Source organism: Streptomyces sp. NPDC045021, assembly GCF_056432645.1.
Map to the genome: position 1 here is coordinate 96,812 of NZ_JBWKIQ010000016.1, position 14,605 is coordinate 111,416.

Below are 14,605 nucleotides of genomic sequence, written 5' to 3' on the forward strand. Positions count from 1 at the left end.
GGGGGTCGCCGTGCGGGGCCTGGGCCGGGGCTGGATCAGCGCAGGGTGATGACGGTCGCGGCGCCCAGCGACCCGGTGGTGCGGATGGTGCGGGTGGTGACGGAGTGGCCGCCGATGAGGTCGCGCAGCGTGGCTGCGCCGGGCTGCAGCCGGCCGTTCCGGAAGAGGACGAAACTGACCCTGGTACCCGCGGGGAACTCCGTACCGGCCGCCTGGGCGTAGGTGATCGCGTCGCACCCCGAGTACCAGCCCATCTCCGGCTCGTAGCCGGTGACCAGCAGACACGGGCCGTCCGAGGCGAGTTGTTCCGCCACCGGGATCGTCGAGTCACGCTCCGCGTTCGGTGCGGGCATCGCCCCGCGGGCCACGGACATGGCGGTCGCCGGCACGGTGACGGCGGCGAGCAGCGCCACGGCCGTCAGGACGTGCGCGGACCAGCGGCCGGTCAGTTCGGCGACGGCCTGCACGCCGAGGATCGTGAGCAGCACCACCGACAGGTAGATGAAGCGCGGCTCTCCGTCGGTGGCCATCCCGAGCAGGACGACGACGAGCACGGCCGTCGCCCCGAGGAAGACCTTCCGGCGGGCCGTGCGGCCCTCGGTCCCGGTGCTCCGGCGCCGCCGGAGGGCGGCGCCCGCCGCGTAGAGCCCGGCCGCCATCACCACCGCGCCGAGGTCACCGGCGAGCCGGTACGGGAAGATCCCGAGGTAGTAGACGAAACCGTCGCCCACGTAGTCGCGGTTCGCGTGCGAGGTCGCGGAGAAGATCAGCCCCAGCGGCCAGCCGGCCACCTTCGTCGCGTAGACGAAGTGCGGCACCAGTCCGGCGAGGAAGACCGCGCCCGCCACGGCCAGCCGGCGGCCCTGCGCGAGCCAGGCGCGCGGCCCGTAGGCGGCGAGTGCGGCGAGCGCGATAGCCACCAGGTTCCCGGCGATGCCGTAACGCAGGTAGAAGGCGGCCAGCGCGACGGGCGGCACCCAGAGCAGGGCGCGCGAGGAAGGTTTCTCCTGCGCCCTCGTCAGCAGGTACACCACGATCAGCAACAGCCCTGTGGAGCCGATGTCATTGAGGAATTCGGGGATCCGGCGCAGGAAGCCCAGCCCGCCCAGGACCAGCAGCGCCGCGACGGCCGCCCGGCGCGGGGTCGTCCAACGGGCGGCGACGACGTACGTGACGGCGAGGGTGAAGAGCACCAAGACGAGGGCCACCGCCCTGACCGCTCCGACGGTGTCGCTCAGGCCCAGCGCGATCCGCCCCAGCACCGGCAGCCCGATCGGCCGGTACGTGCCCCAGCCCGCGTCCGGCGTGCCGTCCAGCCAGGACCGCGCCTTGTTGGCGTAGACGGCCTCCTCGTGGCCGAGGTACTGCTCCTGGTCCTGCAGCCCGGCCCAGACCACGGCGGCCGTCGCGAGCACGGCGGCCGGCAGCGCCCACTGCGGGACGTGCCGCAGCCGCACCACGAGCCAGGACAGCACGTACGGCGGTTTGCGCCCGACCGTCGCCCACGGGCGGGCCAGTACCCACGCGGGAGCCGCCACGAGAAGGAACGGAAGGGGCTGCCAGCCCGGCAGCGGGCCGCCGACACCGACGGCCAACAGGATCTGCTGGACGACCGCCGCGGCGGTGAACACGACAGCGACGACGAGTGCCGGCTGCCTCCCGGGGCGGACCACGGCGTGCTCCTCTGGTTCGTCGTGCGCTTCGATCTTGACGCTGCGTTACCTGCCGCGCCCGCCGGGTCCGAAGGCCCAGGTCACGCGGGTGCCGCCGGAGCGGCCCCAAACGCTATCGCACGCACCCGGCCCCATGATCACCGCGGTGTCCCGCCATTCGGGCGGGAAACGCCGCGCATCCTTGAGGGTAATAGCCGATAAAAAGGCGGTTGTGATGTGAGTATCGACACCCGAACATAAAATCCAGAGTTCGCGTATTTCCACTGAATCTGTGAGTGCCATTGGAGCGGTGAGACGCACTCCACATCACATCGTCATTACAAAGACGCTCGTTCGGCCGATCACTGCTGTCACACGCTGTAACGTCGATTCGGTGCGAACCGATGAGAAGCTCCACCGACCGGCGGAGTACCCGACCACACGCGACCTACCGCGTATGAGCCGAACGCGCCTCTGGCTGTTCGGCTCGACGCTTGCGGTCTACGTGGCCATCGTCGTGGGCGTCGTCACCTCCTCGAAGCTCGTGACGCTGGACTGGCAGGTCATGCTGTGGCGCCCCTACAAGCAGTGGCCGCAGATCCACGCCGCCCTGGACTACTTCGTGGTCCTGGGCCAGCGCGGCCCGACGGCCGTGATGGTCGCGGCTTGGCTGGGCTGGCGTGCCTGGCGGCAGCGCAGCCTGCACCCGATGCTGGCCCTCGGCGCCTCCCTCCTGTTGCTGAACATCACCGTTGGCGCCGTGAAGTACGGGCTCGGCAGGCTCGGCCCGCACTACGCCACCGCCGTGGGATCGCCCGAACTCTTCGCCGGCGGCGATATATTTCCCTCGGGACACACCGCCAACGCGGTCGTGACCTGGGGCGTTCTGGCATATCTGGCGACCACGCCGCGGGTCCGCCGGTGGGCATCGGTCATCGCCGCGCTGCTGGCCCTCGGGGTCGGCATGACGACCATCTACCTCGGCACGCACTGGGTCAGTGACGTCCTGCTCGGCTGGGCCGCCGGCCTGCTGGTGCTGCTCGCTCTGCCCTGGTTCGAGCCTTCGATGGCCTGGGCCGAGGAGTTCCTGGTGGCCGCCTGGCACCGGTCCCGGCACGGATCGGGGCTCGCACCCGTCCCGGCCCGCGTACTGGGGCAGCGCCCCGGCCTGGTGACGCCTCGCACCGCCATGGAGGGCGGCCAGCCCGCCCTGGAGGCCGTCGGCGCCGCCGCGGGAGCCCATTCGACCGCCTTGCCGCACGCCCCGGGACGGCCGCCGGCCGCGCGCCACGAGCGCACTCCCGTCACCCCGACGGGCAGCCGCCGGCCGCCCGTCGAGCGGCCCGTCCGCCCCATCCCGCTCGCCCACCAGCAGGTGCGCGGGCGCGGCGGCGCGGGCAGTTAGCGCCGCTCCCAAAACGACCACGGGAGGCCGTGGGGACCGCTCACCGGCCCCCACGGCCTCCCGCCGTTTCCGAATCAGCCCTGCCAGCAGCGGGTCACTCTGCCGTCCGCGACGCTGAAGTTCAGCCGCCCCGCCACGTACTCCATCGTGATGATCGCCCCTTCCGGGAGCGACCGGACCGTACTCCAGCCGTGCTCTCTCGCGCGCCGTTCTGCCTCGTCCTGGGGCAGCCCTGTGTAGGCCTTCCCGGGGTCGTCCGGCGGCTGGTGTCCAGGTGTCGGTATCGGTGCCATACCCGCCACCGTAAGCGCGTGACTCGCGTCGCGGAAGGCGCGCACCGGCAGTACTCAGTCGTTGATCGTCACGCTTCTGTCACAGAATCCGCTTAGGCGTTTGCCCTCTCGCGGAAATGTTCGGCAAGCGGTTAATTCACCATGGACACAGCATGCGCATGGCTCGCGCACATCATGTCCGCAATGCCTTCAACTCTTCGTCGGTCAACAGCCGGGAGCGGATAAGAAAGCGATTTCCCGTCGGTGCCTCGAGGGAAAACCCGCTCCCTCGTCCGGGCACCACGTCAATCGTCAGATGCGTATGGCTCCAGTACGCGAACTGGTCCCGGGCCATCCACACCGGCACCGGCTCCATGCCCGCCACGCCCAGGTCCCCCAGGTGCACATCCGAGTCACCGGTCAGGAACTCCCCTGCCGGATAGCACATCGGCGAACTGCCGTCGCAGCACCCGCCGGACTGGTGGAACATCAGCGGACCGTGCTCGTCGGCCAGCCGCCGCAACAGTTCCGCCGCCATCCCGGTCACCTCGACCCGGTTTGCCACATCCATGCTTCACCGTCCCTGTCTCGAACCTGTCCTGCTGCCCCCGCAAACCCCCGGCCCCGCATTCTGCGGACCGGGGGTCGTGAGCGGCTAGAAGAAGCCCAGCGCGTTCGGGCTGTAGCTGACCAGCAGGTTCTTGGTCTGCGGTTACTTGCCGCCCGACTCGCCCCTGACCTGCGGGGCGCACGACTCGGCACCACCACCCGGCATCCGTGGGCCGCGTATGGTCCGGATCTTGGCGTTCCGCAAGATCCGTTTCAACCCGCCCCAATACGACGTCCCCACCATCATGGACGTTTCGTGGCCCATGGGGAGTACCTGGAACAAGACTTCACAGACACACGCACGCACGAGGCGTCGAGGGCCCGTACTTCTTCTGGCACCAGGTGCGTGCGTTGCCCGGAGCGCCGGCCTCCTGACCGCCTTCGTCCTCACCGGGTCGTGCTTGGGGATCGACTCCCATCGACTGCATTGGTGTGCCGAAGCTCCTGAAGGTGGAAGAGAGCCAGGGCAGTTGGTCGCTCATGGCCGGAATCAGACCTGGTGAGGCGTTCGCACAGCCCTCACGCTGTCTCAAGGGGCCTGAAGTTGAGGCAGGTGGCCCGGGGTGATGGGGGCTGCCGATGGCGTACGTGCCGATCCTCAAGGGCAAGCGCGGCGAGTTCCTGGCGCTCGAGAACATCACCCCGGAGGTCCAAGCCCAGATCCGGCCGATCCTGGAGATCGTTCCCGACGAGAACCTCCGCGACGTCATGGAGACCTTCCTCAAGCACGCCTGCGACCACCTGCCCAAGGGCCTCGTGGTGACCGTCGACTGCGGAGCCCTGCGGAACGCCGGCGTGGTCGGCGGCGGCTGCTTCAGAGGCCACTCCATGACCTGGCTCAGCGAAGCCTTCGGCGCGTTCGTACTCCCCCTCATCCCGGTCTTCCGCCCGGACGATCCCCCCGAGGCTCTCGCCGAGATCCGCGACGTCCACCGCGCCCACCACCTCGGTGCGGCTCTCCGCATCGAACTGCCCGCGGACTCATCCACCGTCGTGAGCGCCGTCCGCTCGGCGATGCACTCCGTGCGCCTGGCCCCCGAGCAGACCGACCTGCTCCTGGACGCCGGCTCCGTCCTCGGCAGCACCGCGGTCGACCGGGCCGCTCCCGCCCTGCGCCAGGCCCTCGACTGGTCGCGCACGATCCCCTGGCGTCACGTCGCGGCCGTCTCCGGAGCCTTCCCCCTCTCCCTCAGCAAACTCCCCCGGAACACTCCGAACCAACTGCACCGCTGGGACGCGACGCTGTGGCACCAGGTCGTCGGCGACCTCGAAGACAACCCACCCGACTTCGGGGACTACGGCGTCAGCCACGTCGTGATCCCCAAGGGCGGTGGACGCAGCCTGCCGAACCTGCGCTACACCGCCGGCAACGACTGGTACGTCTACATCGCAGACCGAAGGCGCCCGGGCAACGACGACTTCTTCACCCTCTGCGCCGACCTGCTCCGTTCCGCTCAATGGCCCGCGCAAGGCGCCGCGACGTCATGGGGCGACGCACAGATAGCCCTCTGCGGACGCGAACATCGAGCGAAGGCCGGCGGCCCGACGGAGTGGCGCGCCTGGGCCACCTCCCACCACCTGGCGACCGTCACCGACGACTTCCGGTCCACGGGCGGCCCGTGATCTTCCCGATGTCGCGTGCGGGCAAGAGCGGTCGCCACGCCGCTCACGGTCGCTTTGCCAGGAACGGATGCACTGCAGTCACGTCGCGGCGGCCCGGAAGGTCCACGGCCGCTTCGGCTGCCACCAGTTTGGGACGACGTCTAGCCGCCGGCTACCAACAACGTCCACAATGTATCCACCTCGGATAGGATCCGCCGCCGGCTCGGACTAGGCAGTGGCAGGGATCATTCAGGGCCCTGCCCATCGCAGGGGAGGTTGGCCATCTGAGGATTGTCCATCTCACCCACTGCGCCATCGGACTTAGCGTTCTTCAGGACCGGACCCCCAGGGCCCAGCGTTCAATCAGCTTGATCGGCTGGATGGAGCGGTGGGCGGCGAGGGTGTCAGGGCAGGAGCGAAGGATGGCGCGCAGCCTGTCGAGCGCCGACCGTCTGTCCGCGTCCGCGCCGCTCACCCTCCTGCAGGAGCTTGGCCACCAAGCCCTCCAACGCCTTGCGAGCCTCGCCCTGGTCGTCGCCGGTGATACTGCTGCGCACGGCGATGGAGCAGGACCACTGATGGACCTGCAGGCATGCGCCACCTCGCGGTGGGCGCGAGGCCGGACCGCCAGAGGGATCTGCGCGTCCCGTCTCGCATCCTAGTTTGTGTACATATGCAACCGCAGGCCGAGCCTGGTGCGCAACGGTGGCGGCGTAACGCGGGGTGCCGGTAGGAGACCTGTCACCAGCCCCAAGTCTGGTTTCTCGTGTTTGTTTGTAGTCAAACAGCTGCGGTTAGTGAGGTTTGGGGGGACGATCAGTCCTCTTAGGGCGAGCTGGGATGGACCTGGATGAACTGGTCAAGCACTGGACGCTGTTGCTGGAAGAGCTGGAGCTAGTGGCCGGCAAGCGCGAGCCGACAAGGCTTCGCTCGGGGCCTCACGACTGTCCGTGGGCAGACCTTGAGGTGCCCCACTCCCGTGAACGAAGGAGCAAAAATGCCTGTGGATCCAACGACAGCCCTGGCCATGACCGGCGCGACGACCATTGTGGCGGCCATGGCCACCAGCGCCTGGCAGGCCACCCGCGCCGGCACGGCCCGGCTGTTCCACCACCGCGGCCACGCGCTGCAGGCCATCGAGGCGCAGCTGGACGGTGACGCCGCCGTGGTGGAGGGGGACGAGGACCCTGACGGCGCCCGCCAGGATCTGGTCGGATCGTGGAAGCGGCGACTGGTGGCATTCCTGCGAGAGCACCCCGAGGCTGAAGCCGACCTGAGAGCGCTGATGGACGAGATCCGAAGGGAGCTGCCCCCAGCACAGCAGAGCTGGGTGCAGACCAATACCGCCCGCGACGGGGGCCAGGTCTTCGCCGTCCAGGGCGGCGGGAGCGTCAACGTGCGCCAGGCACCTCCCGCGCGGCCGCAGCCACCCACGCCTCACGCCGATGACGACGAGGGCTCGGGTGAGGACCGATGACTATCCAGCAGGCGGCTCGGACAGCGGCGGCGGGGATCCGCCCATTCCTCTCCGCGCCGGGCACCGGGATCGATGGTCGGCCGTGAACGCCTCCCCCGATCCGCCGGAGATCGCGAACAACAGCGCGCCGACCAGCCCGGGAACCGCCAATCGGCAGTTCAACGCCCCAGAACCGGGCGGCACGGTGAACGCGGTGCAGGGCGGCGGAATCCTCAACGTCTACCAGTGGAAGCCCGGCTACCGGATCGAGGACTTCCCCGCCACGTCCCGTCCAGTGCGCGCGCGACAACTGGCGACACAGCCCTCGCGGCTGCTGTGGTCCGGACACCAGGTAGTGCCCTTCACCGGCCGCGGGGCCGATCTCAAAGCACTGACGCAGTGGCGCCATGACGCCGATGAACCGGGACTGTCGGTCCGTCTGGTGCACGGCCCGGGCGGGCAGGGAAAGACCCGCCTGGCCGCACGGTTCGCGGAGTTGAGCCGCCAGGCTGGGTGGACTGTGTGGCAGGCCGTCGCGAACCCGGTCGGCGCTGTGCGCGCGGACACCACCACGCCCCCGACGGGAGCCGGGGCCCTGCTGGTGGTGGACTACGCCGAACGCTGGCCCGCCCCGGCGCTGCACGAGTTGCTGCAGGAACCACTCCTGCACGGCCTGCGGGTTCCGGTGCGCGTGCTGCTGCTGGCCCGTCCGGCAGGCGCCTGGTGGCAGAGTCTGGCCTACTGGATCGATCGCCAGCTCGACGCGTCCCCCGACGCCCAACCACTGCCGTCCCTGGCCGATGAGCCAGCCGTGCGCACGGAGTTGTTCGACCAGGCCCGGGACTGCTTCGCCGACCATCTGGGCGTACCCCCCGACCGGGCCCACACCATCACCCCGCCCCCGGCCCTGGACACCGACGAGGACTACGCCCAGGTCCTGACCATCCACATCACCGCCCTAGCCGCCGTCGATGCCCGCCTGCACCACGAACAGGCACCCACCGACCCGGCGCGCGCCTCGGCCTACCTGCTGCGGCGCGAACGCTCCCACTGGGACGCCCTGCACCAGCGCACACCCCAACCGCTGGCCACCGGACCGGTGGCCATGGGCCGGACCGTGCTGGTCGCCACCCTCACCCGCCCCTTGGCCCGCACGCACGGCTGGGACGCCTTACGCCGGGCAGGGCTGACCGAAACCACCGAGGCCGCTAACACCCTGCTGGACGACCACCAGTTCTGCTACCCACCGGCCCGCACCGACACAGTCCTGGAACCGCTATACCCGGACCGACTCGGCGAAGACTTCATCGGCCTGACCACCCCCGGCCACACCCAGGCTGACGCACCCACCGACGACTGGGCCGACCACGCCACCGAGCGCCTGCTCACCAATACCGACACCCCTGCGCCCTGGGCCCGCGACACCCTGACCGTACTGATCGAGACCGCCCGCCGCTGGCCCCACATCGCCACCGGCCAGCTCTACCCCCTACTCACCACCCACCCCGAGCTCGCCCCGCAGGCTGGCGGCACCGCCCTGACCGCCCTGGCCAACCTCGACAACATCGACCCCACCGTCCTAGAAGCCGTCGAGCCCCACCTGCCCCAAGGCCGACACACCGACCTGGACGTGGGCATCGCGACGATCGCCTACCGCCTGGCGCACCACCGCCTCGCCACCACCCAGAACCCCTTGGCCCACGCCCGCGTTCGCAAACACCTTGCCATCCGGCTGCGCTACGCCGGAATGCACCAAGAAGCACTGGTCGCCGGCCAGGACGCCATGCCCTCCTGGCGCTACCTCAACCGGGTCAACCCCGCCGCCTACGAATCCGACCTCGCCACCGCGCTGACCGAACTCAGCACCTACCTGTCGGAGGTGGGGCGCCGGAAGGAGGCGCTCACCCCAGCGCAGGAAGCCGTCGCCATCCGGCGGCGGCTGGCCAAAGCCAACCCCACCGCCAACGAACCCGACCTCGCCAGGGCACTGAACAACCTCGGCACCTGTCTGTCGCGGGTGGGGCGCCGGGAGGAGGCGCTCACCCCAGCAGAGGAAGCCGTCGCCATCCGGCGGCGGCTGGCCAAAGCCAACCCCGCCGCCCACGAACCCGACCTCGCCGGCGAACTGATCAACCTTGGCAACCACCTGTCGGTGGTGGGGCGCCGGGAGGAGGCGCTGGCCCCGGCACAGGAGGGCGCAACGCTGTACCGGCGGCTGGCTGAAGCTAACCCCGCCGCCTACGAACCCGACCTCGCCATCTCGCTGAACAACCTCGGCAACCGCCTGTCGGAGGTGGGGCGCCAGGAGGAGGCGCTGGCCCCGGCACAGGAAGCCGTCGCCATCCGGCGGCGGCTGGCCGAAACCAACCCCGCCGCCCACGAACCCGACCTCGCCATGTCGCTGAACAACCTCGGCATCCGCCTGTCGCGGGTGGGGCGCCAGGAGGAGGCGCTCACCCCAGCAGAGGAAGCCATGACGGTCTACCGGCGGCTGGCCGAAACCAACCCCACTGCCCACGAACCCGACCTCGCCGCCGGGCTGATCAACCTTGGCAACCACCTGTCGCTGGTGGGGCACCGGGAGGAGGCGCTGGCCCAGGTAAAGGAAGCCGTCGCCATTCGGCGGCGGATGGCCGAAACCAACCCCGCCGCCCACGAACCCGACCTCGCCATGTCGCTGAACAACCTCGGAACCTGCCTGTCGCTTGTGGGGCGCCAGGAGGAGGCGCTGGCCCAGGTAAAGGAAGCCGTCGCCATCCTGCGGCGGCTGGCCGAAACCAACCCCGCCGCCCACGAACCCGGCCTCGCCATGTCGCTAGGGGTGTCTGCGCGGGTGCGAGTTGAGGGTTCGGATGGCCTGGTGGAGGCATTGGAGGAGGCAGTGGAGTCGATCAGGATCTACCAGCGGCTGGCCGATCGTGAGCCTGCGGAGTTCTTCGGCTATCTGCGGACAGCCAAGGAAACGTGGGCGGAAACTTTGGAAAGTCTAGGGCGGGTGGAAGAAGCCGAGGAGCTCCGTCGCTGGCTACGCGAGTCGGATTGATCTGCCGGGCGTCTTCAGGAAATGCCCTTCGTGAAGCACTTGGCGTCGTGACAGCCTCGCGACCGTCGAACGGCACGGTGGCCTCAACGTGGGTGTTCCGCAATACGTTGCAGGGGTTGGCGGCCATGATTTCGCGCGTTCCATGACGGCCACCGCGATGAAGAATCAGACCAGTGGGCCACCAGCTCCCCTTTCCCTGCCGATCTTTCGGCCGTCCAGGATGGATTCGTAGATCCGTGCTTGTGCTCTTCGGCATCCTGCTCCTCAGGTCAGGGCGCCTCAGTCACACCGCAGAGCAAGCGGAATGGCGCTCGCCGGTAGTGGAGGTCAACAATCAGCACCCATGTGGGACACAGTCTGGACAGCGGTCGCCGCTGTCGCCACGGCACTCGCCTTCTTGTTGGTTGCCTGGCAGTCGATCCTCACCCGTAGTGCGCTTAGCGTCGCGCACACCGCACTCGCCATCTCCGAGGCCGTGGCGCTGGACGCCGCCCGAGCACGACTAGACGATCAAGCCCCCGAGGTAACTGTCGTCCTGGACGACCCGGTGTGGCCTCCCCTGGCATGGTCGCCCTTCGGGGTTCCCGTAAACCCGTGGCCTGTCGGCCATGTTTGGCACTTCCCGGAGAAGGAGCACGAGCGAATCGTCCTCCAGGCGCTCGTGGTGCTCCACAACCCGAGCGGCCGCACCGTCTGGGTGAACTTCGGCGGCGACCTGGTGGTGAGCCGAAACAACCAATCACATCCGGCGCCGCACATCCCCCTACCGCCAGGCACGGGCCCCGAGGTATTGCTGCAGAAAAGCTTCACCATCAAGGAACTGGCGGACAACCACGCTGCCCGCGAACAAGGCCGCCCTCTTCCCCACCGCGTCTGTGGCACCGTGACAGTGCACGACGATCGCGATAACGGCGTCACGGACAGGTGGAACCTGGAACTCAACGGGTGCCCGGTCGAACCGCATGAGAGCCGCGGCAGCATGTGGCGGGTGGTCGGTCACCAGGTCACCGAAGGAGAAGATAGATCACGCACTTTCGACTACGTCCCACACCCGACTCGGCGGCGCACCTACTGGGTCTCCCGCGAAGGCGGGGTCCGCCTGCCCGAACCGCAATTCACTGCGGTCGCCACCCCAAGTCACGACTAACCAGACTCCGAGGCAGTCATCGGCGGTCCGAACGTCGTCCTAGTCGCTCTCGGCTGGATGTTGTTGAGCGCGAAGGAGCCGCCAGGTCACCCTTGAGTTGAGCTCAAAGGCCCGCCCGCGCTACCTCGTTGTTCTGAACCTGCCAGTTGTCCCAGGCGCACATGTACTCGATTACAAGCCCCGGAGGCTCTCAGCCTGGTAGTGCGTGGACCTGCTGGAGCATGCCCGCACCGTAAGTCGCAATTGGCTTCAGGGTCCTGCAGCGTGCCGTGATCCGGGCTGGCACTATCGAAGAGTCTTTCTTCCCTGGGAGGTTCTATGCGCGTGCTGGTCACGGGTGCCTACGGATTCGTGGGAACGGCCGTTGTCCGTCGGCTCAGTCAGGCCGGCCATGAGGTCGTTGCTCTCACGCACCGTGCGCCATCGGCGCCAATGCCCGCCTCCCCCGCCGCGGGCACGCGGTACGCAGACCTTCGCGACGCGGACGCACTGCGCGAGGCCGTTCACGGTATCGAGGCCGTGTGCCACCTCGCGGCCCTGACGCGCGTCCGGGAATCCTTCGAGCGGCCCGATGACTACCGTGACGTCAACGTCGGCGGTACGCGGACCCTCCTGAACGCCGTGCGTGCGCAAGCGCAGACCACCGGGACTCCGCTGCGGTTCGTCCATGCCTCCACAGCGGCTGTCTACGGCGTACCGGAGGTCCAGCCCATTACCGAGGAAGCCTTGTGCGAGCCGAAGACGCCCTATGGGGACACGAAGCTCGCCGCCGACCAAGCGGTTGAGCAAGCTGCCGGCAGTGACTCTCTCGGCGCGATCGTGCTGCGCGCGTTCAACATCTCCGGGGCGGTCGCCGGACACGGAGACCCAGACGATTCCCGGATCATCCCCAAGGCTGTGGCGGTGGCCGCCGGACGTGCTTCCCACGTCGATATCAACGGAGATGGCACGGCGATCCGGGACTTCGTCCACGTCGATGACCTGGCGCGCGCCTACGTCTTGGCGCTGGACGCCTGCGAGCCCGGCAAGCACCGGGTCTACAACGTCGGTGCGACACCTGCCAGCGTGAGCGACATCGTGGCAGAGACCGAGCGAGTCACCCACCGGCCGGTTCCAGTCGTGCACCATCCGCCGAAGCCCGAGCCCCCCACGCTCACCGCCGACACCCAGCGCATCCGCGATGAGCTGGGCTGGAAGCCCGAGCGTTCAACACTGCAGCAGATCCTCGCTGACACGTGGGCGGCGGCCGGCAGCGTGTAGGCACCCAGCGCCACCCTTTTGGTAATCGCTCTCGCCCATATCGCATGACTCCAGCAGAGAGAAGTTGCAAAACAGCGCCCGGAGCACCCGCAGCACCCGCAACCCCAACTGACCTGCACAAACCTGCGGGTGCTAGTGAAGGCTCCAGCACCCGCACTCCCCCGACCGTCGAAAGAGCGGGTGCTGAGGGACTCACAGCACCCGGACCTGACACCCCATCTGAACTGCCCAAATACGAGAGTGCGGGTGCTCCGGGTGCTCCGGGTGCTGATTTGCACCTTCTCTCTGGGCCTACCTCCAGCACCGGATGCGGGGACCCGGTCAACCGCGAACAGCCCCCATCCAGCAACCGCTTTCACCGACCAGTCCACACGGCCCACGGGTTGCCTACGGGGATCGGGCATCCGCAGAAGGCCCTGCAGTTCCCACAAAACGCCTCACGCCGGCCCCTGTAGCTCGCTGCCTGCCGACCAGCTACAGCCCGTCGGCAGATGTGTGAGGCTTTAACTGGATCAAGAAGCTATCGGGAGACTTGGCCGACAGCCTTGTCCGCGTCAGCCAAGACTTCCAGCAGCTCGCCGCTCAAGCTTTGGGAGACCGCGACAGTCGCGGATGAAGCGAGCCTGTGCGGCGTGCCGTCAGCATCCATCACCAGCGCCCCCGCCTCCCGGGCAATCGCAGTGCCGGCAGCCATGTCCCACGGGTGGTTGCTCAGGGCGATACAGCCATCCAGCTTGCCGGACGCCACCCAGACGAGGTCAATCGCGGCCGAGCCGAGCATCCTCACCCGCAATGCCCGTTCGGCCAACAACGCGGTCAAAGCGAGTCGCCGGCGATTCCGCAGCTCTGCATGGGCGCCTACCGCATAGTCGCCGATCGCAATAATCGCCTCATGCAAGCTCGTGGTCGCACTCGGACGGATGAGATCGTCTCCGCAGTACGCGCCATGGCCTTCAGCGGCCCGGTAGCGCTGTCCGAGGAAGGGCAGGTCAATGACCCCGAGGACCGAGCGCTCGCCTTGGACCAGGCCGAGCGACACAGCGCACAGAGGAAGCCCGTTCACGAGGTTCGCTGTCCCGTCGACAGGATCGAGCGCCCAGGTCAGAGGAGCATCGGCGTTCGAACCTCCCTGTTCTTCCCCCAGGAAACCGATGTCGGGTGTCTCCGCCAGAAGGAAGCTTCGGACCTTTTCCTCCACCGCGTAGTCGATCTCAGACGCCATGTCCCGGTCGCCCTTGGCGGTCACCAGACCGACCGCCATGCTGGTCACCAAGGCGGTGGCGTGGTCAGCCGCAGCGCACGCGATCTGCTGCAATCCCAGAAGGTCCGTCATTCGGCCTCACGCCTTTCCCACAGGGTCGAGAAGATCTGTTCAAAGGTGGGATACAGGCCGCCGGCTACTCGGCGCTTCCGGATCAAGAAGGTCGGGGAGTCCACACCCCGAGTCTCGGGCAGGTAGGGCTGCGCGACGCACAACTGCGCGTCGATGAGGACAACGTTGAACCGTATGGGCTCGTCGTACACGCCGTACTCGATGCGCCCAGCCGCTTCAGGGGAGAGACGATCGATGACGCGCTCCTGCAGGATCGTCAGGTTCATCGCGGTCAGGGCGGACAGCCGGCCCTCGGGGTAACCCTCTTCTGCTTCCCGCTCCGCGATGAAGTGGCCGTAGGGCTTGAGAAAGAGGCACTTGAGAGTCGTGCCGTCCTCGATGAGCTGCCGTAGCCGGGCCTCCGAGTAGGTCTGGCAGAGCAGGTTCAGGGACAGGCCGCTGATCCGAATGTCCCGTGCTTCGTCGAAGAGATCGGCCGCGGACACCTTGGCGTGGAATTCCGACCGGCTGGCGTACACACCAGCAAGGTCAGCGAACTGGTCACCGATGATCTGCGTCAGAGCGTCCCGCGGCTCCCCATCCGTCAGACCAGGCGCCGTCTGCCGCACGATGAGTTCTGCGGCCACCAGGGCGTCGCCGGGCGGCGTCGCAGTGCTCTCCCACGATTCCAACGCTTCGGGAGTGACGTTCCAGTCGAGCATCGTGGAGAGGAAACCCGCGAATTCTTCGAGCGTCAGACCCTTCGCCCTCCGTGCTGCCGCGATCTGGTTTCGCGCTAACTCCGAGAGATCCGGCCGGTAGGACGCCCTCCCATGCAGCGATACGA

General features: G+C 68.3%; 11 protein-coding genes. 6 read left to right on the forward strand and 5 right to left on the reverse strand.

All coding sequences use genetic code 11. The features are described from left to right. Positions 1 to 35 precede the first annotated feature (35 nt). Positions 36 to 1,673, reverse strand: coding sequence for a glycosyltransferase family 39 protein (locus AC07DC_RS35475; RefSeq protein ID WP_478918662.1), 1,638 nt, complete (start codon positions 1,671 to 1,673; stop codon positions 36 to 38). Positions 1,674 to 2,109: 436 nt separating this feature from the next. On the opposite strand from AC07DC_RS35475, the gene AC07DC_RS35480 reads away from it, so the two are divergent. After that, entirely contained in the window at positions 2,110 to 3,057 is a 948-nt protein-coding gene (locus AC07DC_RS35480; protein ID WP_478918663.1) for a phosphatase PAP2 family protein, read from the forward strand. A gap of 74 nt (positions 3,058 to 3,131) precedes the next feature. On the opposite strand, the gene AC07DC_RS35485 is transcribed toward AC07DC_RS35480, so the two are convergent. Further along, positions 3,132 to 3,350, reverse strand: a complete 219-nt coding sequence (locus tag AC07DC_RS35485) for a proteinase inhibitor I78 (protein WP_478918665.1) — start codon at positions 3,348 to 3,350, stop codon at positions 3,132 to 3,134. A 172-nt stretch (positions 3,351 to 3,522) separates the two neighbouring features. Next, complete coding sequence (locus AC07DC_RS35490) at positions 3,523 to 3,900, reverse strand: DUF779 domain-containing protein (RefSeq protein WP_138353337.1); 378 nt, start codon at positions 3,898 to 3,900, stop codon at positions 3,523 to 3,525. Positions 3,901 to 4,517: 617 nt separating this feature from the next. Here AC07DC_RS35490 and AC07DC_RS35495 point away from each other — a divergent pair. From AC07DC_RS35495 to AC07DC_RS35515, 5 genes are all read left to right on the forward strand, one after another. Then, on the forward strand, positions 4,518 to 5,561 hold the full coding sequence (locus AC07DC_RS35495) for a beta family protein (RefSeq protein WP_478918667.1): 1,044 nt from the start codon (positions 4,518 to 4,520) through the stop codon (positions 5,559 to 5,561). A 976-nt stretch (positions 5,562 to 6,537) separates the two neighbouring features. Further along, complete coding sequence (locus tag AC07DC_RS35500) at positions 6,538 to 7,017, forward strand: hypothetical protein (protein ID WP_478918668.1); 480 nt, start codon at positions 6,538 to 6,540, stop codon at positions 7,015 to 7,017. An 82-nt stretch (positions 7,018 to 7,099) separates the two neighbouring features. Next, on the forward strand, positions 7,100 to 10,039 hold the full coding sequence (locus AC07DC_RS35505) for a tetratricopeptide repeat protein (protein WP_478918670.1): 2,940 nt from the start codon (positions 7,100 to 7,102) through the stop codon (positions 10,037 to 10,039). A gap of 343 nt (positions 10,040 to 10,382) precedes the next feature. Beyond that, on the forward strand, positions 10,383 to 11,186 hold the full coding sequence (locus tag AC07DC_RS35510; RefSeq protein WP_478918671.1) for a hypothetical protein: 804 nt from the start codon (positions 10,383 to 10,385) through the stop codon (positions 11,184 to 11,186). A 318-nt stretch (positions 11,187 to 11,504) separates the two neighbouring features. Beyond that, positions 11,505 to 12,446: an NAD-dependent epimerase/dehydratase family protein gene (locus AC07DC_RS35515; RefSeq protein ID WP_478918673.1), complete on the forward strand. Its 942-nt coding sequence runs from the start codon at positions 11,505 to 11,507 to the stop codon at positions 12,444 to 12,446. A gap of 520 nt (positions 12,447 to 12,966) precedes the next feature. Here AC07DC_RS35515 and AC07DC_RS35520 read toward each other — a convergent pair. Both AC07DC_RS35520 and AC07DC_RS35525 read right to left on the reverse strand, forming a co-directional pair. Further along, positions 12,967 to 13,779 (reverse strand): inositol monophosphatase family protein, encoded by an 813-nt coding sequence (locus AC07DC_RS35520; RefSeq protein WP_478918674.1) that lies wholly within the window; start codon positions 13,777 to 13,779, stop codon positions 12,967 to 12,969. Next, the gene (locus AC07DC_RS35525; protein ID WP_478918676.1) at positions 13,776 to 14,480 is read right to left on the reverse strand and encodes a DUF5919 domain-containing protein; all 705 of its coding nucleotides are present in this window, start codon (positions 14,478 to 14,480) and stop codon (positions 13,776 to 13,778) included. The genes AC07DC_RS35520 and AC07DC_RS35525 overlap by 4 nt, the downstream gene beginning before the upstream one ends. Between the last annotated feature and the right edge of the window lie 125 nt (positions 14,481 to 14,605).

Excerpts from the sequence above, each read along its gene's own strand:
- AC07DC_RS35525 (WP_478918676.1), bottom strand. The coding sequence starts at position 14,480 with ATGCTCGACTGGAACGTCACTCCCGAAGCGTTGGAATCGTGGGAGAGC.
- AC07DC_RS35495 (WP_478918667.1), top strand. The coding sequence starts at position 4,518 with ATGGCGTACGTGCCGATCCTCAAGGGCAAGCGCGGCGAGTTCCTGGCG.
- AC07DC_RS35490 (WP_138353337.1), bottom strand. The coding sequence starts at position 3,900 with ATGGATGTGGCAAACCGGGTCGAGGTGACCGGGATGGCGGCGGAACTG.
- AC07DC_RS35520 (WP_478918674.1), bottom strand. The coding sequence starts at position 13,779 with ATGACGGACCTTCTGGGATTGCAGCAGATCGCGTGCGCTGCGGCTGAC.
- AC07DC_RS35480 (WP_478918663.1), top strand. The coding sequence starts at position 2,110 with ATGAGCCGAACGCGCCTCTGGCTGTTCGGCTCGACGCTTGCGGTCTAC.
- AC07DC_RS35510 (WP_478918671.1), top strand. The coding sequence starts at position 10,383 with ATGTGGGACACAGTCTGGACAGCGGTCGCCGCTGTCGCCACGGCACTC.
- AC07DC_RS35515 (WP_478918673.1), top strand. The coding sequence starts at position 11,505 with ATGCGCGTGCTGGTCACGGGTGCCTACGGATTCGTGGGAACGGCCGTT.
- AC07DC_RS35500 (WP_478918668.1), top strand. The coding sequence starts at position 6,538 with ATGCCTGTGGATCCAACGACAGCCCTGGCCATGACCGGCGCGACGACC.
- AC07DC_RS35485 (WP_478918665.1), bottom strand. The coding sequence starts at position 3,350 with ATGGCACCGATACCGACACCTGGACACCAGCCGCCGGACGACCCCGGG.